This is a genomic window from Adlercreutzia sp. DFI.6.23 (genome assembly GCF_024462535.1).
GTDB classification, from domain to species: Bacteria; Actinomycetota; Coriobacteriia; order Coriobacteriales; family Eggerthellaceae; genus Adlercreutzia; species Adlercreutzia rubneri.
In genome coordinates, this window is record NZ_JANGBP010000396.1 from 1 (window position 1) to 309 (window position 309).

A 309-nucleotide genomic window follows, 5' to 3' on the forward strand; every position below is an offset into this window, starting at 1 on the left:
CTCAAGATAACGGGGCGGTCCTACCGCATGAAGGACCTGCTGGCCGAGGCGGCCGACGGCGACGGGCTGCCCGAGAGGGGGCATTCGTGAGGGCCGCGGACGCCGCGGGGTGGCTGGCCGCGTTCGGCGCAGAGGACGTCGCGGTGACGGTCAGGTTCCCGCAGCTCGGCGGATGGGAGGTCACGAGCTGGGCGGTCGCGCCCGGGGACGCCGAGGGCTCCCCGGCGCTGGAGGTTGAGATCTGGGCCGCGGACTTCTACTACCCCGCGGTCGAGCGCGCCCTGGGCGGCGGGCCGAGGTAGCGCGGGC

Annotated in this window: 1 protein-coding gene; it reads left to right on the forward strand. The window is 75.1% G+C overall.

The genetic code is table 11. The features are described 5' to 3' along the window. Nucleotides 1–86: 86 nt before the first annotated feature. The gene (locus NE591_RS13870; RefSeq protein WP_256156934.1) at nt 87–302 is read left to right on the forward strand and encodes a hypothetical protein; all 216 of its coding nucleotides are present in this window, start codon (nt 87–89) and stop codon (nt 300–302) included. Nucleotides 303–309 lie beyond the last annotated feature (7 nt).